The organism is Salinicoccus cyprini (assembly GCF_007713705.1).
GTDB classification, from domain to species: Bacteria; Bacillota; Bacilli; order Staphylococcales; family Salinicoccaceae; genus Salinicoccus; species Salinicoccus cyprini.
Genome location: NZ_VMSJ01000006.1, coordinates 62,738 through 89,141 on the forward strand (window position 1 = coordinate 62,738; position 26,404 = coordinate 89,141).

General features: G+C 50.3%; 27 protein-coding genes and 2 pseudogenes. 24 read left to right on the forward strand and 5 right to left on the reverse strand.

Annotated features, from left to right (window positions below):
• Window positions 1-92: 92 nt before the first annotated feature.
• The 3 genes from FO441_RS11905 (at window position 93) to FO441_RS11915 (ending at window position 1,399) form a co-directional block, all read left to right on the forward strand.
• Window positions 93-353 (forward strand): hypothetical protein, encoded by a 261-nt coding sequence (locus FO441_RS11905; RefSeq protein WP_145290513.1) that lies wholly within the window; start codon window positions 93-95, stop codon window positions 351-353.
• Window positions 354-422: 69 nt separating this feature from the next.
• Window positions 423-764 carry a hypothetical protein gene (locus tag FO441_RS11910; RefSeq protein WP_145290515.1) on the forward strand — a complete coding sequence of 114 codons (342 nt, stop codon included), beginning with the start codon at window positions 423-425 and terminating at the stop codon, window positions 762-764.
• A 74-nt stretch (window positions 765-838) separates the two neighbouring features.
• Window positions 839-1,399, forward strand: a complete 561-nt coding sequence (locus FO441_RS11915) for a GNAT family N-acetyltransferase (RefSeq protein ID WP_246095145.1) — start codon at window positions 839-841, stop codon at window positions 1,397-1,399.
• On the opposite strand, the gene FO441_RS11920 is transcribed toward FO441_RS11915, so the two are convergent.
• A complete protein-coding gene (locus FO441_RS11920) occupies window positions 1,396-1,986 on the reverse strand; it encodes an LOG family protein (protein ID WP_145290521.1) in 591 nt (196 codons plus the stop codon). The genes FO441_RS11915 and FO441_RS11920 overlap by 4 nt on opposite strands.
• Before the next feature lie 44 nt (window positions 1,987-2,030).
• Window positions 2,031-2,999, reverse strand: a complete 969-nt coding sequence (locus FO441_RS11925) for a hypothetical protein (protein ID WP_145290524.1) — start codon at window positions 2,997-2,999, stop codon at window positions 2,031-2,033.
• Window positions 3,000-3,133: 134 nt separating this feature from the next.
• Here FO441_RS11925 and FO441_RS11930 point away from each other — a divergent pair, with 134 nt between their 5' ends.
• Window positions 3,134-3,820, forward strand: a complete 687-nt coding sequence (locus FO441_RS11930) for a DUF542 domain-containing protein (RefSeq protein WP_145290527.1) — start codon at window positions 3,134-3,136, stop codon at window positions 3,818-3,820.
• Window positions 3,821-3,891: 71 nt separating this feature from the next.
• Here FO441_RS11930 and pnpS read toward each other — a convergent pair whose 3' ends face one another.
• Window positions 3,892-5,673, reverse strand: a complete 1,782-nt coding sequence (pnpS, locus tag FO441_RS11935; RefSeq protein ID WP_145290530.1) for a two-component system histidine kinase PnpS — start codon at window positions 5,671-5,673, stop codon at window positions 3,892-3,894.
• Entirely contained in the window at window positions 5,670-6,374 is a 705-nt protein-coding gene (locus FO441_RS11940) for a response regulator transcription factor (protein ID WP_255695387.1), read from the reverse strand. The genes pnpS and FO441_RS11940 overlap by 4 nt, the downstream gene beginning before the upstream one ends.
• A gap of 222 nt (window positions 6,375-6,596) precedes the next feature.
• Here FO441_RS11940 and FO441_RS11945 point away from each other — a divergent pair, with 222 nt between their 5' ends.
• From FO441_RS11945 to FO441_RS11995, 12 genes and pseudogenes are all read left to right on the forward strand, one after another.
• The gene (locus FO441_RS11945) at window positions 6,597-10,268 is read left to right on the forward strand and encodes a nitrate reductase subunit alpha (protein WP_145290535.1); all 3,672 of its coding nucleotides are present in this window, start codon (window positions 6,597-6,599) and stop codon (window positions 10,266-10,268) included.
• Window positions 10,258-11,811: a nitrate reductase subunit beta gene (narH, locus tag FO441_RS11950; protein ID WP_145290538.1), complete on the forward strand. Its 1,554-nt coding sequence runs from the start codon at window positions 10,258-10,260 to the stop codon at window positions 11,809-11,811. The genes FO441_RS11945 and narH overlap by 11 nt, the downstream gene beginning before the upstream one ends.
• A complete protein-coding gene (gene narJ / locus FO441_RS11955; RefSeq protein ID WP_145290540.1) occupies window positions 11,804-12,382 on the forward strand; it encodes a nitrate reductase molybdenum cofactor assembly chaperone in 579 nt (192 codons plus the stop codon). The genes narH and narJ overlap by 8 nt, the downstream gene beginning before the upstream one ends.
• Window positions 12,375-13,049: a respiratory nitrate reductase subunit gamma gene (gene narI / locus FO441_RS11960; RefSeq protein WP_145290543.1), complete on the forward strand. Its 675-nt coding sequence runs from the start codon at window positions 12,375-12,377 to the stop codon at window positions 13,047-13,049. Before narJ ends, narI begins: the two co-directional genes overlap by 8 nt.
• 32 nt (window positions 13,050-13,081) lie before the next feature.
• Window positions 13,082-13,543 (forward strand): GAF domain-containing protein, encoded by a 462-nt coding sequence (locus tag FO441_RS11965; protein ID WP_145290546.1) that lies wholly within the window; start codon window positions 13,082-13,084, stop codon window positions 13,541-13,543.
• Window positions 13,536-14,567, forward strand: coding sequence for a sensor histidine kinase (locus tag FO441_RS11970; protein WP_145290549.1), 1,032 nt, complete (start codon window positions 13,536-13,538; stop codon window positions 14,565-14,567). The genes FO441_RS11965 and FO441_RS11970 overlap by 8 nt, the downstream gene beginning before the upstream one ends.
• 11 nt (window positions 14,568-14,578) lie before the next feature.
• A pseudogene (locus tag FO441_RS12760) lies at window positions 14,579-14,960 on the forward strand (response regulator); the annotation flags it as partial.
• Window positions 14,961-15,025: 65 nt separating this feature from the next.
• Window positions 15,026-15,229, forward strand: a pseudogene (locus FO441_RS12765) (response regulator transcription factor); the annotation flags it as partial.
• 15 nt (window positions 15,230-15,244) lie between these two features.
• A complete protein-coding gene (locus FO441_RS11980; RefSeq protein WP_145290555.1) occupies window positions 15,245-15,778 on the forward strand; it encodes a hemerythrin domain-containing protein in 534 nt (177 codons plus the stop codon).
• A gap of 96 nt (window positions 15,779-15,874) precedes the next feature.
• Entirely contained in the window at window positions 15,875-17,059 is a 1,185-nt protein-coding gene (locus FO441_RS11985) for a nitrate/nitrite transporter (RefSeq protein ID WP_145290558.1), read from the forward strand.
• A gap of 4 nt (window positions 17,060-17,063) precedes the next feature.
• On the forward strand, window positions 17,064-18,065 hold the full coding sequence (locus FO441_RS11990) for a ThiF family adenylyltransferase (RefSeq protein ID WP_145290561.1): 1,002 nt from the start codon (window positions 17,064-17,066) through the stop codon (window positions 18,063-18,065).
• 9 nt (window positions 18,066-18,074) lie between these two features.
• Window positions 18,075-18,569 (forward strand): MogA/MoaB family molybdenum cofactor biosynthesis protein, encoded by a 495-nt coding sequence (locus tag FO441_RS11995; protein WP_145290564.1) that lies wholly within the window; start codon window positions 18,075-18,077, stop codon window positions 18,567-18,569.
• A gap of 19 nt (window positions 18,570-18,588) precedes the next feature.
• Here FO441_RS11995 and moaC read toward each other — a convergent pair whose 3' ends face one another.
• Window positions 18,589-19,071, reverse strand: a complete 483-nt coding sequence (moaC, locus tag FO441_RS12000; protein WP_145290567.1) for a cyclic pyranopterin monophosphate synthase MoaC — start codon at window positions 19,069-19,071, stop codon at window positions 18,589-18,591.
• Window positions 19,072-19,133: 62 nt separating this feature from the next.
• Here moaC and FO441_RS12005 point away from each other — a divergent pair, with 62 nt between their 5' ends.
• The 8 genes from FO441_RS12005 to FO441_RS12040 are packed head-to-tail and all read left to right on the forward strand — an operon-like array spanning window position 19,134 to window position 26,359.
• Window positions 19,134-20,390: a molybdopterin molybdotransferase MoeA gene (locus FO441_RS12005; RefSeq protein WP_145290570.1), complete on the forward strand. Its 1,257-nt coding sequence runs from the start codon at window positions 19,134-19,136 to the stop codon at window positions 20,388-20,390.
• Window positions 20,387-20,854, forward strand: coding sequence for a molybdopterin-guanine dinucleotide biosynthesis protein B (gene mobB / locus FO441_RS12010; protein WP_145290573.1), 468 nt, complete (start codon window positions 20,387-20,389; stop codon window positions 20,852-20,854). Before FO441_RS12005 ends, mobB begins: the two co-directional genes overlap by 4 nt.
• The gene (locus FO441_RS12015) at window positions 20,841-21,284 is read left to right on the forward strand and encodes a molybdenum cofactor biosynthesis protein MoaE (RefSeq protein WP_145290576.1); all 444 of its coding nucleotides are present in this window, start codon (window positions 20,841-20,843) and stop codon (window positions 21,282-21,284) included. Before mobB ends, FO441_RS12015 begins: the two co-directional genes overlap by 14 nt.
• A 1-nt stretch (window position 21,285) precedes the next feature.
• On the forward strand, window positions 21,286-21,519 hold the full coding sequence (moaD, locus tag FO441_RS12020; protein ID WP_145290579.1) for a molybdopterin converting factor subunit 1: 234 nt from the start codon (window positions 21,286-21,288) through the stop codon (window positions 21,517-21,519).
• Window positions 21,516-22,124 carry a molybdenum cofactor guanylyltransferase gene (locus FO441_RS12025; RefSeq protein ID WP_145290582.1) on the forward strand — a complete coding sequence of 203 codons (609 nt, stop codon included), beginning with the start codon at window positions 21,516-21,518 and terminating at the stop codon, window positions 22,122-22,124. The genes moaD and FO441_RS12025 overlap by 4 nt, the downstream gene beginning before the upstream one ends.
• On the forward strand, window positions 22,099-23,124 hold the full coding sequence (moaA, locus tag FO441_RS12030; protein ID WP_145290586.1) for a GTP 3',8-cyclase MoaA: 1,026 nt from the start codon (window positions 22,099-22,101) through the stop codon (window positions 23,122-23,124). Before FO441_RS12025 ends, moaA begins: the two co-directional genes overlap by 26 nt.
• 50 nt (window positions 23,125-23,174) lie before the next feature.
• Window positions 23,175-24,743, forward strand: a complete 1,569-nt coding sequence (locus FO441_RS12035) for an ATP-binding cassette domain-containing protein (protein ID WP_145290589.1) — start codon at window positions 23,175-23,177, stop codon at window positions 24,741-24,743.
• Window positions 24,743-26,359 (forward strand): amino acid ABC transporter ATP-binding/permease protein, encoded by a 1,617-nt coding sequence (locus FO441_RS12040; protein ID WP_145290592.1) that lies wholly within the window; start codon window positions 24,743-24,745, stop codon window positions 26,357-26,359. Before FO441_RS12035 ends, FO441_RS12040 begins: the two co-directional genes overlap by 1 nt.
• Window positions 26,360-26,404 lie beyond the last annotated feature (45 nt).

Here is a 26,404-nt window from a genome sequence, read left to right on the forward strand (position 1 = left end):
GCATTGAATCCACGTTCCTATCCCGCTATTTGAATTCTCATGATCGGTTTAAAATGATATAATCGACAACAGAATGAAAAAAGGGTGATCGAATGAAACGTCTAACTGCCATCGCACTAGTAGTGCTTCTCGCAGGATGCGGAGAGGATGAAAGCCAGGCGGCGAAAGATCTTGAAACAGTCAATCAGGAGAATAAGTCTCTGGAGAATAGAATTCAGAATATCAAAGAGGAAAATAGCCAGCTCGAAGAGAATATCGGTGCCAAAGAGGCGGAACTTGAATCGCTGAGAGAAGAAGAGTCCGGTGCATCGGAGCAGGACGATGAGAAAGAAGCTGAAAATCAACAAGAGTAGCCTGGTAGGATTAAATGCTTTTCAAAAGGGAATACATGAAGTAAACATTTTGAGAGCGAGGAGATTTTCATGCATGAAGATAAGTTCAACATCATTGAAGGCAGGGAAATGACACTTGAATCACTGGGTTATGAAATAGAAGAAATCACCGGGATGGCAGTACAGGACTTTGAAGGCGACACTTCTCGCTTCGTAGCCAAAAAGCCGAACCTTGACCAGGAGTTTGAAACGTTCAATGTGAGATATGATTTCAAGGAATCCCATGACTTTGTGGATGTAGTGTTCACTACCGAAAAGAAAGATCATCTCGAAGACTATGATTTCGATGATAAAGAAGTGAAAGTGCAGCTCATTACCTATAAGAGAATGGATGCACCGATGGATAATGAAAGTGATAAAGTGGAAGAATAGTAGAATGTCTGCACTTCTATCTCTTTCAATTCTTTTTAGGCAGAGAGCATCAATAATTGAAAGAGTGGTTGGAAATGAGCATGAAATACATCAAAACCAAGCGTTTAATTTTGCGTGATTGGCAGCAGAGCGACATCACTCATTTTATCAGAATGAACCAGGATCCTGACGTACGACGCTACTTCCCGGATCTTCTGCCGGCAGAAGCATCCAGGCAATATGTCATCGATGCCCAAAAGGACATTGAGGACAGAGGGTTTGGGCTGTTTGCTGTAGAGAGAAGAGATACAGGTGAGTTCATCGGTTTCACAGGCATACAAGTACTGGAGGAGGATGGTCCCTTCAGGTTGGACTTCCTGCCCTGCATCGAAATCGGCTGGAGACTGATGAAGAAGCATTGGAACCAGGGATTTGCCACAGAGGCGGCGATAGGTGTACTCAAGTTCGCAGAACGCCATACGGATATTAAAGAAATATATGGCCTCGCGGCCGAAAAGAACTTTCCCTCCATCCATGTGATGGAGAAAATAGGCATGTCCCGGGTGGAATCATTTGATCATCCCCGCATCATAGATGGTCACTCACTGAAGAAACATGTCGTATATAAGCTTGAAATATCAAAGCGGCGTCCCTAGGGACGCCGCTTTGATGTATCATATGTCCTTGCTTCGACAGGTTCGAATGTCTCGAAACTTTTAAGGATTTCAGTAGCATCGTCACTGATGAAAAGCAGACCCATATATTTTTCTTCGAGGAAGCCTTCAGCAATCAGCTTCTCGAAAAGGTGGGTCAGCGTATCGAAGAAATGATTGACGTCAAGCAGCCCAATCGGTTTCTTCTGCAGTCCAATCTGTCCCCAAGTAAAAATTTCAAAGAATTCCTCCAAGGTGCCGGCACCCCCGGGCAGCGTAAGGATGGCATCACCGAGTTCTTCCATCTTCGCTTTTCTTTCGTGCATGGTTTCGACGATTTCCATATGCTGAACATCCGGATGTGCCATTTCCCGTTCAACCAGGAACTTCGGGATGACGCCGGTTACAGTGCCTCCTTTTAAAAGTGCACCATCAGCCACAGCGCCCATCAGTCCGATGGCACCACCACCAAATACGACACCGATGCCCTTTTCTGCCAGCATTGCACCAAGCGCATAGGCCTGTTCTTCATAGATGGGGTCATCTCCCGTCCGAGCACCACAGAAGATGGTAATGTTTCTGATCTTCATTATCATGACACCTCTCTTTGTTAAAGATGGGTATGATCCACTTATCAGTTATACTGCTTCTTTTTATGCTTTTCGATTTTCTTCTCCAGCTTCTTCTGTCTTCTGGACTTCGTCACTGCGCCGGGTTCTCCTGTCTTGCGGCCTCTGGCAGACACTCTCGTCTCCTGTAGGCCACGATGCCTGTTGAAAAGCGAATCGTCCTGGGCTGTTTCCTTCTTTACAGATACTGCGTGCTTCGGATCGAGCTTGTTCTTATGCTTCGTGAACAGATCTCCATTTTCATATCCGTCCGATTCGTGACCTTTTACTTTCCTGTCAATCCAGTAGTTGATGTTCTGATCCATGTGGTCAAATCTCTCCTGTTCGTTATTGTCTTCGGTACCATCCGTCATTCCGGCATCGATATCGAGTCTTTTTTCGTCGTCATCCGTCAGGCTTGAACGGTTGTTTTCCTGATCCTCACTGTATTCGGCGGCAACGCCATAGTTGTCCGGATTGGTTTTCATTTCGGCCTTTGCCTCCGGTGTTTCGTTCTCAGGCCCCCTGTATGCATCATCGATGGTCATGGCTTTCGACTTGTCGTCATTATCATCCATCTGATCGGAGTCCGCCTGCAGAATTTTAGGTACCGGAATTGAAGATTGTTCTTTAAGGCGCTCTTTTCTATGCTTTTCCTTTTCCTTTTCAAACTTTTTGAGCAGGGCTTCTTCCTGCTGAAGGTTTTTCTGGTACTGCTTCTGTTCCTTCTTGTAAGTATGGTGGACACGTCTGTCGGCGACAGCATCACCGACTTTCGTAATTGCCGTCCTTCCTGTCCTATATGTGGTCGTACTTGCACTTTTGACCGACTGGGCGGCGCTCACGCTCTTGTCTTTGGCAGAATGGTATATAGTGCTCGATGTCGCACTGACCTTCTGTACGTCAGGATGCTTCTTGATGCGGTTTCTTTCGTTAAAAAGGGGAACGAGTACTACAGGCAGCAGCGTTACGGCCTTTTTCACTTTATCATTCATTACTTAACCTCCAGCGTGTTCGTATAGGATGATTATAATATACCCTCGCCGCTGTTTCATTAAACTGTAAACAAAATCGTTTAGAAACCTGGTGATAAAGGTATGATTGAAGTAATAATGAGGAGGAATGCAGGGTGAAAACAATTACTGGACAGATGACGCTTGGTAATATCGTAACAGAAATTCCGAAATCAGGGGATATTTTCAGGAAACAGAGGGTTGATTTTGCCAACGATGGAAATAGGACACTGGATGAAGTCGCTGAAAATCATCATCTGCCACTGGAGAACCTGCTGTATGAAATCAACAGGCTGGGCACTGAAAACCAGGACGGCATCGATATCAAATATATGGATGAACAAAGCATAATCAGCTATATCCAGAGAAAATACCACGAAGACCTGAAGGATGAACTGCCGATTCTGGAGTCCTACGCAGAGAAGATGGTCAAAGAGAACGGAGATCTCGAAGTAATTGAGGATGTATTCCTCAACCTGAAGACTGCGTTGCTCGATCATACCCGTGATGAAGACGAAAATGTATTCCCGATGCTGTCTTCATTCCTCGAAGACCCTTCCGAAAATAAAAAAGAGGCGCTCAAACCGCATGTGACCGAACTTGAAGACGAGCACCGCAATGCAGCAGAGACTTTCTGGCGTCTCCGTGACTTCACAAATGACTATACGCCGTCAGAAGAGGATTCCGGTACGATCCGTCTCGTCTATCGAAGACTTGAAAAGCTCGAGAAGGATACTTTGGATCATGTCCATCTTGAAAACAATATACTGTTCAAAAGAATGAGGGAAAAGCACTACGATTGATCCGATCAGCCGAACAGGCCTGCCTCCATATGGAGGCAGGCCTGTTCGGCTTTATGAAATTGGTGTGCAGTCTAGTCCGCTTCCTGGTTTTTCGGAAGGATGACGGTAATTGTTGTCCCTTCACCTTCACGGCTTTCTATTTCTATTTCCCCGTGATGGGATTCTATCAGGTGCTTCACTATGGCCAGTCCAAGACCCGTACCACCGGAATGGCGTGCACGTGCCTTGTCCACGCGGTAGAACCGTTCAAAAATTCTGGGCAGACTCTCTTCAGGGATGCCGATGCCGTTATCCTTGACGATGAGACGGACGGTATTGATATTCTCCTTCAGTGAAATATCGACTCTGCCTCCTTCGGCAGTATAGTTGATGGCATTGCCGACCAGGTTGAGGATGATCTGCCTGATACGGTCCTGATCCCCTTGAAGATATATCTCCTTTGACGCTTCAGGCAGGGTGAGCCGTGTCTTCCTCTTTTCGACGGAGTTGTGCAGTGTTTTGGCAACCTCATGGACAAGAGCGGTCATGTCCATGATTTCAAGGTCGAGCGGCATCTCCTGCTTTTCGATCTTGGAGAGGTGCAGCAGATCACTGATCAGCCTATCGAGTCTTTGGCTTTCATCATATATGATCTGCAGGAATTGCCTTGTCGTCGCTTCGTCCGTCACTTCACCACTGAGCAGTGTTTCGGAGAATCCGCTGACGGAAGTGACAGGGGTCTTCAGTTCATGCGATACATTGGCCACGAAGTCGCTGCGCATCTTTTCAAGCCTTCTGATATTTGTAATATCATGCAGCACGACAATGGCACCTTTCTGCTGCCAACCCTGTCCGTAGTATGGCGCCAGATGGGCGTCCATGATGCGTTCCTGCGGGAAGTACGAATGAACTTCCTCGTGCACCTTCTGGCTGTTTTCCAGAACAGCCTGGATATGAGGCGTGAGAGCAAAGCGTTCTCCCACCTTTTCATAGGATTGTCCGATGATATTATCCTTATGCTGGGAAAGGAAGCGCTCCATCGCCGAATTCAGCAGGACGACCCTGCCTTCTTCGTTGACCAGCATGACACCACTGACCATGTTGGAGATGATGCTGGTCAGCTGGTGCTCATTCTCCTCGATCTCCTTCATCTGCTTCTGCAGACTTGCAGCCAGTGCATTGATGGACAGGGCAAGATCACCGAACTCCCCTTTGGCAGAGACATTTACACGGCTGCTGTAGTCCTTCTCCCTCAAACGGTATGTGGTGTCCATGATATTGTCGATCGGACGCGTGATGCTCCTTGAAAGCATTGCACTTGCAATGCCGGACACGAGGAACATCAGACCGAGCAGGATGGATAGGCTGGCCCATAGTCTGGACAGGGCTTCATCCACGACCTGTAGAGAGAGTGATGTCCTGATGGCACCGACTGTTTCTCCCTGTTCAACAAGCGGCAGCGCTACATACATCATATTGAACTGCTGTGTTGTACTGAAGCGTACGGATTCACCCAATGCGGTACCGTTACGGATGACATCCTGGATTTCCGGCCTGTTGATGTGATTGTTCATCGTTGCAGGATCATTTTCCGAATCGGCAAGCACTACCCCTTCTTCGTCTACGACGGTAAAGCGCATTTCAATCGGCTGGTTGAAATGCCGGATCATACCCTGCAGAGCTTCCGGGTCATTATGTGTGTCTGCAGTCTCAATCAGCTGTGAGACCATCTGGGCATTTTCCACCAGATGGTCTCGTGTCATATCTGTATAGGCATCTTTCATGATAGCGGTCAGGAAAAACCATAGGATGACGACAAGTATGAGGATCAGGATGAAGAAGGAGAGTGCAATCCTCGCCCATAGGCGTTTCATTCAGCAGGCACCTCGAGCTTGTAGCCGAATCCCCTTATGGTCCTGATATAGGTTGGCCGTTTCGTATCCGCTTCGATCTTCTCGCGAAGATGGCTGATATGTACATCGACAATCCGTGTATCTCCATCGTAATGGAAATCCCATACACCGTTCAGAAGCTGATCGCGGCTGAGTACTTTATTCTTGTGATTGGCCAGGTAGAGCAGCAGTTCATACTCCTTCGGCGTCAGCACAAGCTGCTTGCCACGGGCATAGACATCATACGTGTCTGTACGTATTTCAAGATCACCAAGACGCAGGATGGTGGAATCATCCGCCTCCTCATCCGGTTTCACCGTCTGTGTTCTTCTCAGTATCGCCTTGACGCGTGCAACGACTTCGCGCGGACTGAAAGGTTTTGTCATATAATCATCCGCGCCGAGTTCCAGGCCGAGAATCTTATCGAACTCTTCGTCTTTGGCCGTCAGCATCAGGATGGGTGTATCCATCTTCTCCTGTCTCAGCATTTTGCACACATCCATGCCGTCCATACCGGGCAGCATCAGATCCAGGACAATCAGGTCGGGCTTTTCGGTCAGGGCAAGATCCAGACCCTGTCGTCCATCCTCCGCTGTCATCACTTCATAACCTGCACTTTCAAGGTTGAATTTCATAAGTGTAACAATAGATGGTTCATCATCAACAACGAGGATTTTATACAAAATAATAACTCCCTTTCATTTATCATTCAGTCAATTATGTTTATGTCAGCCGTTACATTTTACCATACACACATGGAAAATTTAAAAACTTTACATACTTGTCACATTCTTTTCGAGCCATGTGAAAAAAGTAGGAATTTCCCTAATATCTTTCCATCCCCTCCAGGCAGATAATGAAGATATCTTAAAGATACAGTAGTTATTCTGATGGGAGTGGCACAGATGGAGAGATTGTTCGGCCTGAAGTTTTTCAAACCGACGGAAAAGTTCAATGGCAACTGGTCAATAATGGAAGAGAAGAGCAGGGAATGGGAGAAGATGTACCGTCAGCGCTGGAGTCACGACAAGGTCGTCAGAACCACCCATGGTGTAAACTGCACCGGCTCCTGTTCATGGAAGGTATTTGTCAAAAACGGCATCATCACATGGGAGAACCAGCAGACGGACTATCCGTCATGCGGTCCTGATATGCCTGAGTATGAACCGAGGGGATGTCCGCGCGGGGCTTCATTTTCATGGTATGAGTACAGTCCGATGCGCATCAAGTTTCCATATATGAGAGGAAAACTATGGCGCCTATGGCGGCAGGCACTGGAAGAGACAGGGGACCCGATCCAGGCATGGGCGAGCATCATTGAGGATGAAGAGAAGGCGAAAACATACAAGCAGGCCCGTGGCATGGGCGGCCATGTCCGTGTGACTTGGAAGGACGCCACCCAGCTGATTGCAGCCCAGCTCATCTATACAATTAAAAAATATGGTCCTGACCGCATCGCAGGGTTCACGCCGATTCCGGCGATGAGCATGATCAGCTATGCCGCCGGTTCGAGGTTCATCTCACTGCTTGGTGGCGAGATGCTCAGCTTCTACGACTGGTATGCCGATCTGCCGAATGCCTCCCCGCAGATCTGGGGCGAGCAGACGGATGTCCCGGAATCGGCGGACTGGTACAACTCGAACTATCTGATGATGTGGGGTTCCAATGTTCCATTGACCCGGACACCTGATGCCCACTTCATGACGGAAGTGAGGTACAAGGGGACGAAGATCGTCTCCGTCGCACCGGACTATGCAGAAAACGTCAAGTTTGCGGACAACTGGCTGGCACCGAATCCAGGTACGGATGCCGCACTGGCACAGGGCATGACCCACGTCATCCTGGATGAATTCTATCATCAGAGGCAGGAACCGATGTTCATCGACTACGCAAAACGTTTCACAGACATGCCTTTCCTCATCATGCTGGATACATTCGAGGATACTTTGAAAGCCGGCAGGTTCTTGAGGGAAAGCGACCTTGGGGTGGCATCGGAGCATGCCGAATGGAAGCCGGTCATCCTGGATGCGAATACGGATGAGATGCTGGCGCCGAACGGCACCATGGGTCAGCGCTGGGAAGAAGGCAAGAAGTGGAACTTGAAGCTTGAACGCGAGGATGGTGCCGCGATCGATCCGGCTCTGACTGTCGAGGACGGAAAATCCGAAGTTGTAGAGATTGCCTTCCCGTACTTCGACAATGCCGGCAACAGCGTGTTCAGACGTCCGATTGCTGCACGCAGAGTCACATTGGCTGACGGTACTGAAAGGTATGTCGCAACCATTCATGATCTCATGCTCAGCCAGTATGGCGTCAACCGCTTCGGTACTGAAAATGAAGCAAAAGGCTACGATGATGCTTCGTGCATCTACACACCTGCCTGGCAGGAGACGATTACAGGCGTCAAACAGTCGCTGGTCGTACAGATTGCACGGGAATTTGCACAGAATGCCGTCGAAACCGACGGACGGTCCATGATCATCATGGGTGCCGGCATCAACCACTGGTTCAACTCCGATACCATCTATCGTGCCATCCTCAACCTCGTCATGCTGTGCGGCTGCCAGGGCAAGAACGGTGGCGGCTGGGCGCACTATGTCGGTCAGGAGAAGGTCCGTCCATACGAAGGCTGGGGCCAGGTGGCATTTGCCAAGGACTGGCAGGCGCCCCCACGCCAGCAGAACGCAACGAGCTGGTTCTATTTTGCAACCGAGCAGTGGAAATATGAGGAATCGGGTGCAGATGCGCTGCAGTCGCCGACAGCTGAAAAAATCAATTATAAGCATCCGGCCGACTACAATGTGCTTGCCGCCCGCCTCGGATGGCTGCCGAGCTATCCGCAGTTCGATAAGAGCAGTCTCGACTTTGCCCGGGAAGCTGCAGAGAAGGGGGATGACTCCGATGAAGCGATCATCAATCTGGCAGTCGATCAGTTGAAAAATAAAGAAACGAAGTTTGCAATCGAAGATCCGGGTGCCAAGGAGAATCATCCGAAAACGCTGTTTATCTGGCGCTCCAATCTGATCTCCTCTTCCGCCAAAGGGCAGGAGTACTTCATGAAGCACCTGCTTGGCTCAAAAAACGGTCTTTTGGCAACGCCGAATGACGAATTTGTGCCCGAGGAGATTACATGGCGCGAGGATGTCGAAGGCAAGCTTGATCTGATGGTTGCACTCGATTTCAGGATGACGGCAACGCCGATCTACGCCGACATCATCCTGCCGGCAGCGACATGGTACGAGAAGCATGATATTTCCAGTACCGATATGCACCCATTCATCCATCCGTTCAATCCAGCGGTCAACCCGCTCTGGGAATCGAAATCCGACTGGAACATATTCAAGGATCTGGCGAAGCGGTTCAGCGACATGGCGAAGACGCATCTGTCCGGCAAGCACAAGGACCTTGTGACGTCGCCCCTGGCGCATGATACAAAGCAGGAGATTTCACAGCCGCTCGGTCACGTGAAGGACTGGTCGAAAGGCGAGGTCGAGGCTGTTCCGGGACGTACGATGCCGGGAATGAAAGTGGTCGAACGGGACTATACGGAAGTCTATGACAAGTTCATCACTGCAGGTCCGCTGTTCAAAAATAATATCGGCGCCCACGGGGTTGCGTTCAATGTATCGAAGCAGTATGAGGAACTGAAATCGATGCTCGGTGTCTATACCGACGGCACGATAAAGGATGGCCTGCCGGTCATGGATACGGCGAGAAATGTGGCGGATGTCATTCTGCATGTCGCCTCATGTTCAAACGGTGAAGTATCGAGGAAATCCTACGAGAATCTGGAGAATCAGACGGGCATGCCGGTGCAGGACATCCCAGCAGATCGGGCGCACGAGAAGATCACATTCAAGAACATTACGGCACAGCCTCGGGAAGTGCTTCCGACTGCCGTGTTCCAGGGCTACAACAAGCCGGGTAAGAGATATAGTCCATTTACGATAAACATCGAGAAGCAGGTACCGTTCAGGACCATTACAGGCCGCCAGTCCTTCTATATCGATCACGACATGTTCCTGCAGTATGGCGAGGCACTGCCGGTGTACAAGCCGACGTTGCCGCCGATGGTGTTCGGTTCGCGGGACAGGCAGATAAAAGGTGGCGTGGACAGTCTGGTGCTGAGATATCTGACACCGCATGGCAAATGGAATATCCATTCCACATACCAGGATAATCTGCATATGCTGACGCTCTTCAGGGGCGGACCGACGGTATGGCTGTCGAAACTTGATGCAGAAGCACATGATATCAATGATAATGACTGGCTTGAAGTCTATAACCGCAACGGTGTCGTCAATGCACGGGCGGTCGTATCCCACAGGATGCCGAAAGGGACGATGTTCATGTATCACGCACAGGACAAGCACATCGAAATGCCGGGGTCGGAGATCACCGATACGCGCGGCGGCAGCCACAATGCACCGACAAGGATACATCTTAAACCGACACAGATGGTGGGCGGCTATGGACAGCTGAGCTATGGCTTCAACTACTATGGCCCGATCGGCAACCAGCGGGATGTATATGTTGCAGTAAGAAAAATGAAGGAGGTCGATTGGCTTGAAGATTAAAGCACAGATCGCAATGGTAATGAATCTCGACAAGTGCATCGGTTGCCATACATGCAGTGTGACATGCAAAAGTACATGGACGAACAGACCGGGTGCCGAGTATATGTGGTTCAACAATGTGGAGACGAAGCCGGGCATCGGGTATCCGAAAAGATGGGAAGACCAGGAGCACTACAAGGGTGGCTGGAAGCTTAAAAACGGTCGTCTGGAATTGAAGAGCGGTACGAAGCTTTCCAAGATTGCGCTCGGCAAGATCTTCTATAACCCGGATATGCCTGAAATGAAGGAATACTATGAACCATGGACATACAGCTATCATGATCTGATTACGAAACCGGAGAGTGAGCACAGTCCTGTGGCAAAGGCGCATTCCGTCGTCTCCGGTAAGAAGATGGACCTTGAATGGGGACCGAACTGGGAGGATGATCTTGCAGGCGGCCATATTACAGGACCGAAGGATCCGAATATCGAAAAGATCGAGGAAGAGATCAAATTCAACTTCGAGCAGACATTCATGATGTATCTGCCAAGACTATGTGAACACTGTCTGAATCCGAGCTGTGTCGCAAGCTGTCCATCAGGTGCGATGTACAAGCGCGACGAGGATGGCATCGTGCTGGTCGACCAGGAGGCGTGCCGCGGCTGGCGCTACTGCATGACCGGCTGTCCTTATAAGAAGGTGTACTTCAACTGGAAGACGAACAAGGCTGAAAAATGCACATTCTGCTTCCCGCGTGTGGAAGCGGGTCTGCCGACAGTATGCTCCGAAACCTGCACAGGCAGAATGCGCTACCTCGGTGTACTGCTCTATGACGCAGACCGCGTACTCGAAGCCGCTTCTACCGAAAATGAAAAGGATCTGTATGAAGCACAGCTTGATCTGTTCCTGGATCCAAGCGACCCGGAAGTAATCGAACAGGCGGAGCGCGACGGCATCTCAGCCGACTGGATCGAAGCGGCACAAAGTTCACCGGTATATGACCTTGCCGTGAAGTACAAGCTTGCCTTCCCGCTGCACCCGGAATATCGTACGATGCCGATGGTATGGTACTGCCCGCCACTCAGTCCGATCATGAACTACTTTGAAGGCCGTGATTCCATCAAGAATCCGGATGCCATCTTCCCGGCAATAGAGGAAATGCGCATCCCGCTTCAGTACCTTGCGAATATGCTGACTGCCGGGGACGTCACACCTGTCAAAGGGGCACTGCAGAAAATGGCGATGATGCGCCAGTACATGCGTGCCATCTCAAGCGGCAAGGATTTCGATGAAACAAGGCTCGACCGCGTCGGCATGTCGGCCAATGAAACGAAAAGAATGTACCGCCTGCTCGCGATTGCCAAGTATGAAGACCGCTTCGTCATTCCGACGTCCCACAGAGAGCAGTATACGGATCCATACCGTGCGCAGGGCAGCAGCGGTTTCGGCTTCGGTGGTTCCGACTGCGATGGATGTGGGCCGTCATTGTCACAGGCTTCAATGGCGAAGTCCGGCAAGGCGGTCTATGAAGAGAATTTCTATGGAGGAATCTGGCGTGATTAACCTTGATAAACTATACGACTACAAGCAGTCATTCGGCTTTTTTGCCAATCAGCTCACCTATCCGGAGAAGCTTGATTTCCACCCGAGGGAGTTCGAAGGGGTGTTCCATGAAGACCATCCTGCAAAGCCGTTCATCAATCAGTACTGGGAGGACATGCATGAAATCAGTCTGGATGAGATCCAGCAGGTGTATACGCAGACATTCGACTTCGACAAGCATACCAACCTTTACATGACCTACTTCAAGTTCGAGGATCAGAAGGAGCGGGGGCAGATGCTTGCCAAGCTCAAGGTGCTGTATGAAATGTTCGGACTCCAGATGCCTGACAATGAACTGAGCGACTATCTGCCGCTGATGCTCGAATTCCTCTATGCTGCCGACTGGCGTGGGGATGACCGGGCAAAGGAGAGCATGACGCTGCTCATCATGGTACTGGAAGATGGCACCTATCATATCATCCAGGCACTTGAGAAGAATAAAAGTCCGTATTTCAACCTGATCAAGGGGCTCAGGGAGACATTCAAGGCATGTGTGGAAGTGTCTGAGAAAGAAGGCGTGGAAAATGATTGATCAGTTCCTATGGGTCATCTTCCCATATCTATGCGTCGCAGTTTTTATCGTCGGCCACATTTGGCGCTACCGTATCGACCAGTTCGGCTGGACAGCCAAGTCCAGTGAGTTCATCGAAAAGAAGCAGCTGATGATCGGCAGCATTCTTTTCCACTTTTCGGTCATTCCTGTATTCTTCGGTCATATTGTCGGCCTGCTCATACCGGCACGCTGGCTGGAAGCCATCGGCGTAACGGAACATCTCTACCATATCGGAGCGGTATACATCGGTGGATTTTTCGGTATCGTCATGCTCGCCGGCATGATCATGCTGACTTTCAGGCGCATCACCAAGCAGGCGGTCCGCCGGTTGAGTTCGGCTTCCGACATCATTGTCAATTTCCTGCTGCTCTTCATTACGTTCATGGGTGTCTATGCGACACTCGTCACGAATGCAGTGGTGACGGATTTCGACTATCGGACGTCCATTTCCGTATGGCTGAGAAGTCTGTTCGTCTTCTCGCCGGACGCAAATCTGATGACAGATGTGCCATTGAGCTTTAAAATACATGTATTAGCCGGATTTCTGATCTTTGCCTTATGGCCTGCAACACGTCTTGTGCACGCATGGAGCCTGCCGTTCAACTATGTAGGTAGAAGCTATATCGTCTACCGTAAACATAAGTAGCAGAGGGGATCTCCTGGAAATGGAGGCGTATTATGAACGAGATTAGCATTGAAGTGACATTATCGGATATTCAAAAGACATTTGATTTCGATCTTGTGGCGCTGACTGATATCAGAGTAAGACAGACCAACTACATGATCCGATGGAAGTACAGCATCGGAAGCCTTGGTGACCAGTGGAAACGGATTGCACTGCAAAGGGGCAAAGGCGTGCCGGGAACGGTGATGAAGACCGGCAAATCGATGATCATCACCGACATCACCGGAACGGATATGGAACGCGACCTTTTCCGCTATCCCATACTGAAGACGGAACAGCTGCAGAGCTTCATCGCCATGCCGTTATGGAATGATGATGAAGAAGTCATGGGCATTCTGCTGATGGGCAACAGGGACAGCCGGATGTATACAGAGGCGGAATATGAAATGGTCAAGCAGCATGTTGAAAAGACACTCAGACAACAAATATTGAAAGAGCTGATGGTCAATGAATGAATCCAACCTGACTTCTCTGCTTGAGGCGATGTTTCATCATTCCAAAGAGATGATCCTCTTCGTCAATAGAAGTGGAGAAATTGTCCATATGAATGCACATGCTGCAAATACGCTGGATGATACGGACTATGACAGAAGTCAGTTCCAGCACATATGCAATCATTGCCAGGGCATGTACATGGAAGGTGGGCGCGTGGCATGCACCAACTGCTACCTGCATCAGGAGGAGATCGTCTCCTTCCAGGTTTATATGCGCACACGGGAAGGCGAAGTGGTACCTTTCATCGCCAATTTCCAGCGCATCGATCCGGAAAATGAAATCAGTGTATTCACTCTGAACTCGTTGGCGGAGCAGTTGAAGACACAGGAGATCGAGCATCAGAAAAGGCTGACGCAGCGCATCATCCAGGCTCAGGAGGACGAACGGAAACGCATCTCGAGAGATCTGCATGATGGTGTGACACAGGAACTTCTGAATGTGCTGCTTGAGATGAGGCTGCTCAAATATGTCGATGACCGCGAGATGCTCAATGACAAGATGGTCAAATCCGAGGAATCCCTGAGTCAGCTCCTGGACTATGTCAGAAACATTTCGGTGGAGCTCAGGCCGGCAAGCCTTGACGATCTTGGGATAGAAGCGGCACTCAAAACCCACTTCAAGTGGATTGAAAGGCAGTATGGCATCAGCGTGGACTTCATTTTTGATGTCGATCAGAAACGCTTCAATCCGGAAGTGGAGACGGTACTGTATAGAATCATCCAGGAAGCCATATTCAATGCAGCAAAATATGCCGAAGTGGATTCCATCGATGTCGCACTCGAAGAAACAAAGGATGGAGAAAACCATCATATCAAGTTCGTAATAGAAGATTCAGGGCTCGGTTTCCATACCGGAGACACACCGATCGGGACGGGTCTCGGTCTTTTTGGAATGTCTGAACGGGCCAGCAGTGTCGGTGGCACTGTCAGTGTGGACAGTGTGCCCGGCGGAGGGACGAAGGTATTTGGTTCCATTCCAGTATAGGAGGAGATTGGATGAAGATTGTCATTGCGGATGACCATGCGGTGGTGCGGACAGGATTCAGCATGCTGATCAACTACCAGAAGGATATGGAAGTGATCGGCACAGCAGCGGATGGCAGGCAGGCTTTCGATAAGGTGAAGGCACTCGAACCGGACGTTCTCCTGATGGATCTCAGCATGCCACCGGGTGAATCGGGTCTTTTTGCCGCCAGCCGCATCAACGATGCATTTCCGGAAGTGAAGATACTGATACTGACGATGTATGACGACGAGGAGTACATCGTCCACACATTCAAGAGTGGTGCCAAGGGCTACATTTTGAAAAATTCACCGGATGACGAACTGATCCGGGCAATAAGAAAGGTGCATGGCGGCGATCGGTATGTCGATCCTGTACTGATGGATGAAAATATCGAACGGCTGCTCAACAATGAAGTGATGCCGGAACAGTTGGGCGAACCGTTCAGCGTCCTGACACGGCGCGAACTGGAAATACTGCCGCTGATCGCCAAAGGATACGGCAACAAGGACATTGCAGAGATGCTTTTTGTTTCGGTCAAGACGGTGGAGGCCCATAAATCGAGAATCATGGAGAAGCTCGAGCTGTCCAACCGTCCGGAGCTTGTGGAGTATGCGATGAAGAAAAAACTGATAGATTTCTGAATGTAGGTGGATAGGATGGATCAGGATAAGTTTCAATTCAGAATCAAAGCGTTGCGCGTACTGGAAAACGAGCACCGCTACCTCAAATATCTGATGGACGACTGGTTTCAGCTGGTTCTGAAATTTGAGCATGGCGACGTCAGAAGCCGTCTCGAAGGCCTGATGGTGATCAAGGATCTGAGGGAGAAGCTGAAAGCATTCGAAGCACCGCTGAAACGTCATCAGGCCAAGGAGGAGAATTATTTCTTCCCGATGCTCGGGGCGTATATCGGGCTTGAACAGGGGCCGATTCTTTCAATAGAAGAGGAGCACCAGGAAATTGATGCCTATATCGAACACTTTTTCCACCATACCATGCACGACATGAATGACATGTCGACTGAACGCATGAACGAAATGGTCAAAGATGTGATGGAGGCATATGAAGTGCTGATGGTACATATGGTCAAGGAAGAATCCGTACTCTTCACGATGGCGGATAAAGTATTGAAGACAGTTGATGAGGAGATACTGCTCGAGCAGGTCAATACACTGATTACAAGCGCTTGAAATATAGGGTTTTCCCTCCTTACTTGGAGTGATATGCAGATTATATAATATATTTGTAAAATAAATCACAATCTAAAGTAAATGAGGTTGATCTGTATGAATGAAAAAATGGGCAAGAAACAGCTTATCCTCCAGACATTCAGCCTGCTGGCCGGGTTCATGGTGTGGACCCTGCTTGCACCCCTGTTCCCGGAGATCGTCAAGGACATACCGGAAGCTGCCGACCAGCGTGCGCTCATTGTGGCACTGCCCGTAATACTCGGTTCGGTGCTGCGTATTCCTTTCGGCATATTCGCCAATAAGATGGGGGGACGGGTGGTCTTCCTGTTCAGTTTCATTTTCCTGCTGATTCCAGTATTCTATCTGAGCATCGCCACGACACCGATGGATCTGATGATTTCTGCTGTATTCCTCGGCGTCGGCGGGGCGACATTCAGCATCGGTGTCACAAGCCTGCCGAAGTACTACCCGAAGGAGAAGCATGGATTCGTCAATGGTGTGTATGGCATGGGGAATATCGGTACTGCGGTGACGAGTTTCGGTGCGCCGGCACTGGCACTCTCCTTCGGCGGCTGGCAGGCGGCGGTCCAGACGTATCTTGTGGTACTGGCACTCTTCGCCATACTGCAGTTCATCATGGGAGACCGCAATGAACGCAAAGTCAATCTGCCGCTGGCAAAGCAGTTCAAGGAAGTCACACGGGACTACAAGTTCTACTTTTTCAATCTATGGTATTTCATCACATTCGGTGCGTTTGTTGCGTTCGGGCTATTTTTACCGGCATTTCTGACAGACGAAGCACTGTTCAATCTGAGCACACTTGATGCCGGCATCAGAACAGCGGTATTCATCATCATAGCGACGGTGCTCAGGCCGATAGGAGGATTGATCGGGGATAAATTCAATGCACTGCACGCCCTGATCATCACGTTCATCGGTCTGGCGCTATCCGGCCTGCTGCTGGCATTCACGTACAACTTCATCTTCCTGTTTACAGTAGGCTCACTGCTGGCGGCGGTTTGTGCCGGTATCGGCAACGGTCTCGTATTCAAATTCGTGCCGACCTACTTCTCGAAACAGGCAGGTATCAGCAATGGTTTCGTTGCCATGATGGGCGGGCTCGGCGGATTCTTCCCGCCGATCGTCATAGACCAGGCACATAGCATGACCGGCAGCTATGCCATTGGATTCGTACTGCTGTCCGTCTTCTGTATCATCAGTCTGTTTACAATGTTCCATATGAATAGTAATCTTAAGAAAAATCAATTGGTGTCGGAGTGATGAAATGGAGCGTTATTCAAGGCAGGTACTCTACAATGGAATAGGTGAAGCGGGACAGCATCTCATTTCAGGAAGTACGGTGCTCATCGTCGGAATTGGTGCGCTCGGTTCACTGTCTGCTGAAATGCTGGCCCGTGCCGGTGTCGGGAAGCTGATTCTGATCGACCGGGACTATGTGGAATATTCCAACCTTCAGCGCCAGACATTATATAGAGCCCAGGATGCAGAAGAAAAGCAGCCGAAAGTGATAGCAGCAAAGGAACGGCTTCTGGAAATACGGCCGGACCTTGAAGTGGAGGTGCATATTGCGCATTGTGATGCCCCGCTGCTTCAAGGTCTTGCGGAATCCGCAGATCTGCTGCTTGACGGGACGGATAACTTCGACACCCGTCTGCTGATCAATGACGCTGCCTACAGGCTCGGCAGACCGTGGGTATACGCCGCCTGCGTCGAGGCATCCTACAGCAGTGCCGGCTTCATGCCGGGTGAGACGCCGTGCTACCGGTGCCTTGTACCGGTGCTTCCGGCGACGACACTGACATGTGACACCGCAGGAATCATCGCGCCGGCTGTACATATGGCGGTTGCCGAACAGGTGACGATGGCCCTGAAGATACTGACCGGGCAGTTCGGCCCTCCGCACCATATGCATATCGGCAGCGTCTGGGACATGGAGCACATGAAGTATCGCATCGATGGAATGAAGTCGGATGAATGTGAAACATGCGGCAAGCACCCGGTCTATCCGTCGCTTGATGACCGTGCCGACCACGCCATGCGGCTATGCGGCAGGGACACGGTGCAAGTAATGGATGCACGCATTACGGCTTCGGCTGTCGATAGCGCCCTGGCCCGTCTCGGCACAGAGATCAACCGGACACCCTATTTTCAGGAGTTCCATTACGAGCACTTCCGTTTTGTCTGCTTCCATAATGGACGCATGCTGATCCATGGCCTGGATGATATGAATAAGGCAAAGACGCTCGTCAATCAACTATTCGGCTAGGAGGCTGCTATGAGCATCGTGGGCACAATCGATCGGGATATAAGGGTAGGTGTCATCACCGTCAGTGATACGCGCAATCAGGAAACGGATAAAGGGGGGCGTCTGGTCATCGACCAGCTGGCACCGCTCAACACGGTGATCGATGACTATCGCATCGTGAAGGATGATGCTGTGGAAATTTCGGGAGCTGTACAGCATCTGGTGGATTTCGGCATGGATGCCATCATCACTACAGGCGGGACCGGCATCGCCCGCCGGGATGTGACAATCGAAGCGCTGCGCCCTCTATTCGATAAGGAGATCGAAGGGTTTGGCGAGATCTTCAGAATGCTCAGTTTCACTGAAGACATCGGCTCGCGCAGCATGCTGTCGCGGGCTGTGGCAGGTACAGTCGGACGTACAGTCATCTTTGCGCTGCCCGGCTCGACCGGTGCAGTGAAACTTGGCATGGAACGGCTGATCCTGCCCGAATTGAACCACTTCGTCCATGAACTGAACAAGTAGAGCGTGCCATTGGCACGCTCTACTTGTCTATATGATAGTCTCCGGATTTGCCGCCGGTCTTTGATACAAGCGCAGTTTCGTGGATGACCATGCCTTTGTCGATTGCTTTGCACATATCATAGACGGTCAGGGCAGCGGCGCTTGCAGCAGTCAGTGCTTCCATCTCGACGCCTGTACGGCCGGTCGTTCTGACAGTGGCTTCGATATGGAGGAAGTATCCATCTGAACGTACCCAGCTAAAGGAGATGTCGACACCGGATAGTGGCAGGGGATGGCACATCGGAACGATCTGATGCGTGTTCTTGGCAGCCATGATGCCTGCAACCTGGGCGACCGAGAGGACATCCCCCTTCTTAACCGTACCGCGGGTGATAGCCTCATGGATCTCTTCTGTGACACCGAGTATGCTTCTGGCCACTGCTGTTCTGGTGGTCACTTCCTTATCGGAAACGTCCACCATGCGCGCTCTGCCTTCCTGATTGAAATGAGTGAATTCGGACATTTTCAACTTCCTTTCTAGTACAATGAGTATAACAGAATCTGCAAACCGAAAGTAGTGATGATATGAACTTGAATCGCACACCGATTGCCGTGACGGAGGCGGTCGAACGAGTGGTCTCGGGGATAGCTCCCCTGCCTGTGGAAACAGTATCCTACACAGAAAGCTATGGACGTATTCTCGCGCAGGACCTTGAGGCATCGATGGATGTCCCGAGGTTCGACAAGTCCGCAATGGACGGCTTTGCCATCCGTGCTGAGGACAGTGCAGGAGCTTCGGGTGAAAATAGAATCTCCTTCAAAGTTGCTGCAGAAGTGCCGGCCGGTGCCACAAGTGACTATGAACTGAAAGAGAATGAAGCGTTCCGCATCATGACTGGCGCACCTGTACCCAAAAGCGCAGATGCCGTTGTAATGTTCGAGCAGACAAGGCAGAATGGGGGTTCATTTTCAATCAGAAAACCGTTCGAACCGGGGGAAAATATCGCCTTGCAGGGTGAAGAGTGCCGGTCCGGGGATATCATCGTGCCTGCAGGGACATTCATCAACCCGGGTACGGTGGCGGCACTTGCCACATTCGGCTATAAGGACGTTCAAGTCCATCGGCAGCCTGTCGTCGGCATACTGGCAACGGGCAGCGAACTGGTGGATATCGAAGCACCGCTTGAAATTGGAAAGATCCGCAACTCGAATGGTCCGATGGTGGAGAGCCAGCTGCAGCGCATGAATATCGAAGCCCGCCGGTATGCATTGGAAGCGGACGATTTCGAAACGCTGCTGCAAAGAGTGCGGGAGATGCTCGATGAAGTCGACGCCATCATCACGACTGGTGGTGTATCGGTCGGTGACTACGATCATCTGCCGAAGCTGTACGAGGCGCTTGGTGCCAAGGAGCTGTTCAATAAAGTCGGCATGCGGCCGGGCAGTGTGACGACCGTCAGTATGCTCGGGGATATTCCGATGTTCGGTCTGAGCGGCAACCCATCAGCCTGCTACACAGGTTTTGAACTGTTTGCACGACCGGCTTTCCTGAAAATGATGGGCCACGACCGCATCTTTGCGCCTGTACTTGATGCGGTACTCGATGGCGATTTCAAGAAGGCGAATCCGTTCACCCGATTTGTCCGCGCGGAAATCGACTATATTGAAGGCCGCGTCCACGCAAAGCCTGCCGGTTTCAATAAATCGAACGCCGTCACTTCCATCGCGAAAAGCAACGGCATCATCGTGCTGCCCGGCGGTACGAGGGGCTTCGGGAAAGGGGACGGTGTCAAGGTCATGATGACGGATATGACGACAGGCATCGACCACTTCGATATATGAAGATCCTCCAGGTCGTTGGATTCAAAAATACAGGCAAGACAACGCTGCTTGAAAATATGGTCAGACTGCTCAAGGCAAAGCGCATGAAAGTGGCGGTCATAAAGCATCATCATCTGGATGATGGCATCGTGGCAGAGGGCAATGATACCAGCCGGTTTGCTGGAAGCGGGGCGGATGTGACGATTCTCAACACCCCAAGCAGAAGCATGTGCATCAAGAACCGCACACCGGATCTCGGGAGCCAGATCGACCAGCTTGAGGGTGCGGTCGATGTCCTGCTGATAGAAGGGTGCAAACATGCAGCCCATCCTAAAATCGTATTAACCTATTCGTTTACGGATGGACACACAAATGTCGGTGATATGGAGTTTGTGAATGTTTTAATATATGCCGATATGCGGTATGATGAGAGTAAGATTATCGAATGGTTTGATGAATGGAGTTCTGATGATGAAACAGTTTGAAGTAGTGGAAGATCCGATTGATATCCATCAGTATCATGAATTTGCCATAAACGAGAAGCAGGGTGCAGTATGCATGTTCACGGGCCATGTGAGAGAGTGGACGAAGGGCACGCGTACGGTTCATCTTGAATATGAAGCGTACAGGCCGATGGCGGAGCGTAAGCTCGCTCAGATCGGTGAAGAGATCAGCGAACGCTGGCCGGGCGTCATAACAGCCATTGCCCACCGCATAGGCAAGCTCGAAATCTCCGATATTGCGGTTGTCATCGTGACAAGTGCACCCCATAGGAAAGACAGCTACCGTGCGAACGAGTACGCCATTGAACGGATCAAGGAGATCGTCCCCATCTGGAAGAAGGAAATCTGGGAAGACGGCGCAGAATGGATGGGCGACCAGCGCCAGTATCATCCGGACTTGGAGGAGAAATGATATGAAAGTGATGCTTTTTGCAGGACTGAAGGAGAAGACAGGTGAAGGTCGTATCCAATTGGATACGCCATCATCACTGACTGCCGGTGAACTGAAGCAGGAAATATACATGCAGTACCCTTCACTTGAAGGGGATGTATTCCAGATCGCCTGCAACGAGTCATTCGTGAAGGACGATCATATTGTTGATGAGAACGATGAGGTTGCGCTGATTCCACCAGTGAGCGGCGGATGACAAAAACGGTCGGGGTCGTGCTGGCCGGTGGCAATTCGACGCGATTCGGAGAGGACAAGGCTTTTTTCAAGCTTGAAGGCAGGCCGATGTACAGTCATGTAGCGGGAGTGCTTGAAGCGTCCGGTATGGTTGATGAAATCATCATCAGTACGAATCAGCGCCTTGCAGGCTGTTTTGGTGGATCAACCGTCATTATTGACGAAGCATTCCAGGATGATGGGCCGCTCGGTGGCCTCTATGAAGTGGCGAGCGCTTTTCCAGAAGACCGGCTGCTTGTCGTATCGTGCGACACGCCGCATGTCTCATCGGAATGGCTGCGTATTCTGTGCCGTCAGGCAATCGGCAATCCGGAGGCGCTGATCATAACGAAGGCAGCGGAGCGATTGCATCCGCTCATCGGTGTATATCAGGGCGCGGATCTGGCACAGACCATCAGGCAACTGCTGGATGCACGGCGGCTGAGCATGCGTGCACTATTTGAAGAAAGAACAACGATTGAAGTGGATGCAGAGTGCTACGGCATTGATGATGAAACACTCGTGAACATAAATAGGAAGATGGATATCCGCTTGAGGGGGTATGAAAGTGGAGAGCATAACAGATAAATTCGGACGACCGATCAGGGACTTGAGAATATCGGTGACGGACCGCTGCAATTTCAGATGCACCTACTGCATGCCGAAGGAGATCTTCGGCGACGACTTCGAGTTCATGAAGCGTGAACAGCTGCTTTCTTTCGAAGAAATAGAGCGGATTGCAAAGATCTATGCATCGCTCGGTGTGAAAAAGCTCAGAATAACAGGCGGAGAACCGCTATTGAGACGGGATCTTCATGAATTGATCCGCAAGCTCTACAATATAGAAGGCATTGAGGACATCGGCATGACAACAAACGGGCTGCTTCTGAAAAAGCATGGCCGGAAATTGTATGATGCAGGGCTGAGACGGCTTAATATCAGCCTTGACGCAATGGATGACGAGCTGTTCGGGCAGATCAACGACCGGGGCATCGGCACTTCGAGAATCATCGAGCAGATCAGATATGCCCTGTCGCTCGGTTTTGATATCAAAATCAACATGGTGGTCCAAAAAGGACTGAATGATCACGAAATCCTGCCCATGGCGCGTTTTTTCAAAACGTTGCCGGTGACTTTGAGGTTTATAGAGTTCATGGATGTGGGTAATGATAATGGCTGGAACTTTGATAAGGTCATTACAAAGAAGGAAATCGTATCGATGCTCGAGGAAGAATTCGATATCGAGCCGCTCGATCCCGCCTATTACGGGGAAGTTGCCAAAGTGTACCGCCATAAGGATGCAGATTCCCATCTCGGGTTCATTACGAGTGTTTCTGAGAGTTTCTGCTCCACATGCACGCGTGCACGGCTATCCTCCGATGGCAAGTTCTACGGCTGCCTGTTCGCTGTAGACGGTTTTGATGTCAGGAAGCTGATCAGGGAAGGCATCTCGGACGCTGAACTGACCGACGTGCTGACAGGGGTCTGGAACAGGCGGGATGACCGCTATTCCGACCTCCGGACGGAAATCACATCCGAAAATCGGCGCAGGCGCAACAAGATCAACATGAGTTATATCGGAGGCTAGGAAAACGTGAAGATCATCTTCACGTTTTTTATTGCTGGGAAGGATAAAATATGAAGCTGAATATGCCAAAAAAATATATCATCCTGTACAGTGTCATGTCTGCACTCGGCGTGCTGGCATTCATACTGTTCGGACACTATCTGTCACTGCTTTTGAGTGATATCGTGATCGAGGGCGAGGCACCTGCTGCTCGCGGGCTGGTGTGGGTTGCCGTGTTCTTCTTTCTATATGCGCTATTGTCTTTCATCTACAGGATAGTGGGTGCAGGAGTGGCGAATGAAAGGATCGAGAATCTGACACATAGGGTGATCGCGAAAATTGATGATCACACAAGAAAGCATTCAGAATCCATGCTCAATGCCATCTTCGTCCATCTTGAGAAATACCGCCCGTTCGAAAAGGTATTCATACCGACAGTCATACAGACGACAGTCAAGATCACAGTCATCATCGCAGCAATGTTCTTCATCCATAGGAATGCGGCTTTCATCATGATCTTCACCGCCCCTTTCGTCCCGCTCTACTATATACTCGTCGGTCTACGGACGAAGGACGAGTCGGAGGCACAGGCGACCCAGTTCGATGAACTGGGAACTTTATTCCTCAATCTGATCCGGGGCAAGAATACCGTGCAGTATACCGGGTCTGAACGTACCGTGATTGCCAGATTGAAGCATTACAACGAACAGTACGTCAAAGATACCATGCATATACTGAAGTATGCCTTCCAGTCGACCCTGATGCTCGAATTCATTACAATACTCGGCATTGGTCTGATTGCACTGGAAGTGGGTCTGCAGATCATCATATTCGAAAATATCACATTCTATGCCGCGTTCTTCACCCTGCTCCTGGCTCCGGAGTTCTACAACGCATTGAAAGTGCTCGGCATCGAGTTCCACAACGGCAAACTGTCCCAGGGCAACCTGGAACGCATCGAAGAATGGCTCGAGAGTGAAAGCAATGGGACCGACTACCGCAATTTCAATGCGTCCCAGGCAGTCAGTCTTGAAAATGTCTCCATCGGCTATGATGATGATATGCTGCTTGAAAATGTGGACCTCTCCCTTCCCGATACAGGGTTTACAGCCATCACCGGACCTTCCGGCATCGGTAAGAGTACATTCGTACGCATGCTGCTCGGTCTGCATCGTCCGAAAAACGGTACAGTTGCACTGTCCGATGGGGATATCGGATATATTTCGGATGAAGTCTACTTTTCCGACACGACCATATACGAATATGTTTCAGATGGTGAGTATGCGGAAGCGGATGTCGTTGCGATACTCGAAAAACTCGGTCTCATGGATAGCTTGGGCAATCTTGACAAGGGCATCCATGCGCCGATTGTGAATCATAATATTCCATTGTCCGGCGGTGAAATCGTCCGGCTGAAGATGGCAAGGGTGCTCATACGGCGGCCGAAGATCATTCTGATGGATGAACCGACCGAGTTCCTCGATGCCACGACAGAAGAAATGATCATGGCATACCTTGCTGAACTGAAGCAGGACTCGGCCATCATTGCAGTGGTCCACCGGCGCAAGCTGCTGAAGATTGCCGACCACCACTATACTTTCAGCAATGGACAGATCGTCCTTCAGAAAGGAGGGGCATGATGGAATACTTGAAAAGTGAAAGGAAACAGATCCTCTACAGCATCCTGCTCGGTCTTGTCGGCGGTCTTGTCGGCATCGCGCTGTTTGGTCTCAGTGGATATATGATCAGCCTCAGCTTCTTCGATCCGCCATTCTTTGTCATTATTCTGATCATTGCGGTCATCAAGCTTTTCGGCATGACGAAAGGGGCCTTCAGATATATTGAAAGGCTGCTTTCCCATGAAGCGACATTCAAGCTGATCGGCCGGCTCCGGCTGAACTATTTCAGAAGTACAATCGGGTCTGGACAGAATACACACAGCGTCAAATTCATCCAGAAGCTGAACCAGTATTTCGAGCAGGTGGAGAACTATTATATACGCATCATCTATCCGTATATTGTGGCGGTGCTGATCTCCCTATTGCTCATGGTGCTTGCCATATATGCAGGTCTCGGTTTTGCGGCAATGACCGCAATCATTGCACTCATCCTGCTGTTCGTCATCCCCAAGCTGTTTGAAGGACGGATGTCCAGAATATTGGAATCCCGCGACCGGACCGATGATGCCCTCTATTCCAGGTTCTATCACTATATCCATGACTACACCAACCTTTTTGTGACAGGGAAGGCAGAGTCCGAAAAAGAAAAACTTGCACCCGGAGTCCGCAAAATAAGGGAAAATGAAAACAGGATGGCCATGAACGAATCACTGATGCAGTTCCTGGGTCAGCTGCTGCAGCTTGCGGCCATCATTCTGATCATCGTCATGCTGTATGAACAGACGCCGCTATGGGTGCCGATGATCATGCTGATTGCCCTCAGCTATTTTGATCTCGCAATGCCGGTGATGAATCCAGCAAGCCAGTACAGAACGGTAAAATCGGCAGTATCCGAGCTCGAGCTTGATATTGCGGATGCGGCCATCCCGGATGCGTCTGCCGAAGTCTCTGCCATCGAGGTGGATCACTTGGACTTCCGATACCCGAATGCCTCCCTTGATGTGCTGAAGGACATCTCGCTGACTGTAAAAGAAGGGGAGAAGCATGCGGTCATCGGCAGCAGCGGGTCAGGCAAAACGACACTGATCGACCGGATCATCGACGGGGATGCGGCAGTTACGCTATATGATGACAGCGGACAGGCAATACCGCAATCATCCATTTCCCAGGTTTCCGTCATGCCCCAGCAGCTCGACTTCTATAATGCTTCAGTAATGGACAACATCACCATGTTCGGCCATCTGGATAGAGACCGGACAGCCATTGAAGAAGATCTCGAAACATTCGAGATGGCCCATTATACGCCGGATACCATGGTGGAGTTTACCGGCAGACTATCCGGTGGTGAACAGAAGCGGCTCCAGTTCATACGCATGCTTGCCGAAAATAAGGACTGGTGGATCATGGATGAACCGACTGCACGTCTCGATGATCGTCTGAAGCAGAAGATATGGGATCATATTCTGGCGAGACCGACGCTCATCGTGAGTACACACGATCTCAGCAGACTCGGGTCATTCGATCATATCCACTATATGGAGCAGGGTGAAATCATCGAGTCGGGTACCTACGAACAGCTGATGCAGCAGCGCGGCCCCGTCTACCAGGCAGTCCAGCGCTTCAGGGACTTTCTATAGTAATGAAAACGAGTAAATGCTACACTGGTCTAAATTGTGCAGCAG

Bases quoted from the DNA above. Each gene is read 5' to 3' on its own strand.
- FO441_RS12035 (WP_145290589.1), top strand. From the start codon at position 23,175: ATGAAGCTGAATATGCCAAAAAAATATATCATCCTGTACAGTGTCATG.
- FO441_RS11925 (WP_145290524.1), bottom strand. From the start codon at position 2,999: ATGAATGATAAAGTGAAAAAGGCCGTAACGCTGCTGCCTGTAGTACTC.
- mobB (WP_145290573.1), top strand. From the start codon at position 20,387: ATGAAGATCCTCCAGGTCGTTGGATTCAAAAATACAGGCAAGACAACG.
- pnpS (WP_145290530.1), bottom strand. From the start codon at position 5,673: ATGAAACGCCTATGGGCGAGGATTGCACTCTCCTTCTTCATCCTGATC.
- FO441_RS12015 (WP_145290576.1), top strand. From the start codon at position 20,841: ATGAAACAGTTTGAAGTAGTGGAAGATCCGATTGATATCCATCAGTAT.
- FO441_RS11985 (WP_145290558.1), top strand. From the start codon at position 15,875: ATGAATGAAAAAATGGGCAAGAAACAGCTTATCCTCCAGACATTCAGC.
- FO441_RS11990 (WP_145290561.1), top strand. From the start codon at position 17,064: ATGGAGCGTTATTCAAGGCAGGTACTCTACAATGGAATAGGTGAAGCG.
- FO441_RS11980 (WP_145290555.1), top strand. From the start codon at position 15,245: ATGGATCAGGATAAGTTTCAATTCAGAATCAAAGCGTTGCGCGTACTG.
- FO441_RS11965 (WP_145290546.1), top strand. From the start codon at position 13,082: ATGAACGAGATTAGCATTGAAGTGACATTATCGGATATTCAAAAGACA.
- FO441_RS11920 (WP_145290521.1), bottom strand. From the start codon at position 1,986: ATGAAGATCAGAAACATTACCATCTTCTGTGGTGCTCGGACGGGAGAT.
- FO441_RS11995 (WP_145290564.1), top strand. From the start codon at position 18,075: ATGAGCATCGTGGGCACAATCGATCGGGATATAAGGGTAGGTGTCATC.
- FO441_RS11945 (WP_145290535.1), top strand. From the start codon at position 6,597: ATGGAGAGATTGTTCGGCCTGAAGTTTTTCAAACCGACGGAAAAGTTC.
- FO441_RS11905 (WP_145290513.1), top strand. From the start codon at position 93: ATGAAACGTCTAACTGCCATCGCACTAGTAGTGCTTCTCGCAGGATGC.
- moaA (WP_145290586.1), top strand. From the start codon at position 22,099: ATGAAAGTGGAGAGCATAACAGATAAATTCGGACGACCGATCAGGGAC.
- FO441_RS11910 (WP_145290515.1), top strand. From the start codon at position 423: ATGCATGAAGATAAGTTCAACATCATTGAAGGCAGGGAAATGACACTT.
- FO441_RS12005 (WP_145290570.1), top strand. From the start codon at position 19,134: ATGAACTTGAATCGCACACCGATTGCCGTGACGGAGGCGGTCGAACGA.
- moaC (WP_145290567.1), bottom strand. From the start codon at position 19,071: ATGTCCGAATTCACTCATTTCAATCAGGAAGGCAGAGCGCGCATGGTG.
- FO441_RS12025 (WP_145290582.1), top strand. From the start codon at position 21,516: ATGACAAAAACGGTCGGGGTCGTGCTGGCCGGTGGCAATTCGACGCGA.
- FO441_RS11970 (WP_145290549.1), top strand. From the start codon at position 13,536: ATGAATGAATCCAACCTGACTTCTCTGCTTGAGGCGATGTTTCATCAT.
- FO441_RS12040 (WP_145290592.1), top strand. From the start codon at position 24,743: ATGGAATACTTGAAAAGTGAAAGGAAACAGATCCTCTACAGCATCCTG.
- moaD (WP_145290579.1), top strand. From the start codon at position 21,286: ATGAAAGTGATGCTTTTTGCAGGACTGAAGGAGAAGACAGGTGAAGGT.
- FO441_RS11915 (WP_246095145.1), top strand. From the start codon at position 839: ATGAGCATGAAATACATCAAAACCAAGCGTTTAATTTTGCGTGATTGG.
- narI (WP_145290543.1), top strand. From the start codon at position 12,375: ATGATTGATCAGTTCCTATGGGTCATCTTCCCATATCTATGCGTCGCA.